The sequence below is a fragment of the Bradyrhizobium embrapense genome, assembly GCF_001189235.2.
Taxonomy (GTDB): Bacteria; Pseudomonadota; Alphaproteobacteria; order Rhizobiales; family Xanthobacteraceae; genus Bradyrhizobium; species Bradyrhizobium embrapense.
In genome coordinates this window covers 1-731 of the sequence record NZ_LFIP02000035.1, presented here as the reverse complement: position 1 = coordinate 731, position 731 = coordinate 1, and the positions used below count along the sequence as shown (strand labels likewise).

Annotated in this window: 1 protein-coding gene and 2 pseudogenes; 2 read left to right on the top strand and 1 reads right to left on the bottom strand. The window is 63.9% G+C overall.

The window, feature by feature from the left end:
• Nucleotides 1–239, top strand: a pseudogene (locus AKN83_RS40995) (hypothetical protein); the annotation flags it as partial.
• A 93-nt stretch (nucleotides 240–332) separates the two neighbouring features.
• On the opposite strand, the pseudogene AKN83_RS40365 reads toward AKN83_RS40995, so the two are convergent.
• Nucleotides 333–443, bottom strand: a pseudogene (locus AKN83_RS40365) (recombinase XerD); the annotation flags it as partial.
• Between AKN83_RS40365 and AKN83_RS41985 the strand changes: the two are divergent.
• Nucleotides 396–731 (top strand): IS3 family transposase (locus AKN83_RS41985; protein ID WP_347336856.1); only part of this gene is annotated, 336 nt, incomplete at its 3' end. The pseudogene AKN83_RS40365 and the gene AKN83_RS41985 overlap by 48 nt on opposite strands.

Here is a 731-nt window from a genome sequence, read left to right as displayed (position 1 = left end):
AGCAAGAGGAGGTCGACGGCCAGACCTACCGCGATGCGCAACAGGCCAGAAATGCGATCGGCGCCTTCATCGAAGAGGTATACAATCGTCAACGGTTGCACTCGGCTTTGGCCTACCGGCCGCCAGCCGAGTTCGAGGCAAATTTACCGCATGGCGGGGCTGCTGCGCAGCAGCCCCGCCATGCGGCCCTAACCCGTCAACCCGCCGTGCCGCTTCAAGCGGCCGGCACCTGTCCCTGATTTACCGTGTCTCACATCAGGGGTGCAGTTCATATCGGCGGAAATACCTTTCCCGGATATCGCTTGCGCTCCATCCGGGCTACGGGATCGCCGCTACGATTTTTCGGCCAGCGGATGCAGGTCGCGGACCAGGCTCTTCAGCCGCTCCTCGACCACATGGGTGTAGATCTGGGTGGTGGAGATATCGGTATGGCCGAGCAGCAGGCCTGGCGTGAGGGGGTCTACGAGGTCATCCAAGCGATGACGATCTCCCCGCGGCAAGGCGAGCTGACGATCGAACGGATGTGCACCCTGGCTGGCGTCAGCCGGGCCGGCTACTACCGGCATTGGGCGGCTTCCGCCCCACGTGCCGAAGAGACTGGCGTGCGAGACGCGATCCAGCGGCTCGCACTGACGCATCGGCATTACGGCTATCGCCGGATCTCCGCACAGTTGCGCCGCGAGGGCTTTGTGGTGAACAACCGCAAGCGCGTGCTGCGCCTGATGCGCGAG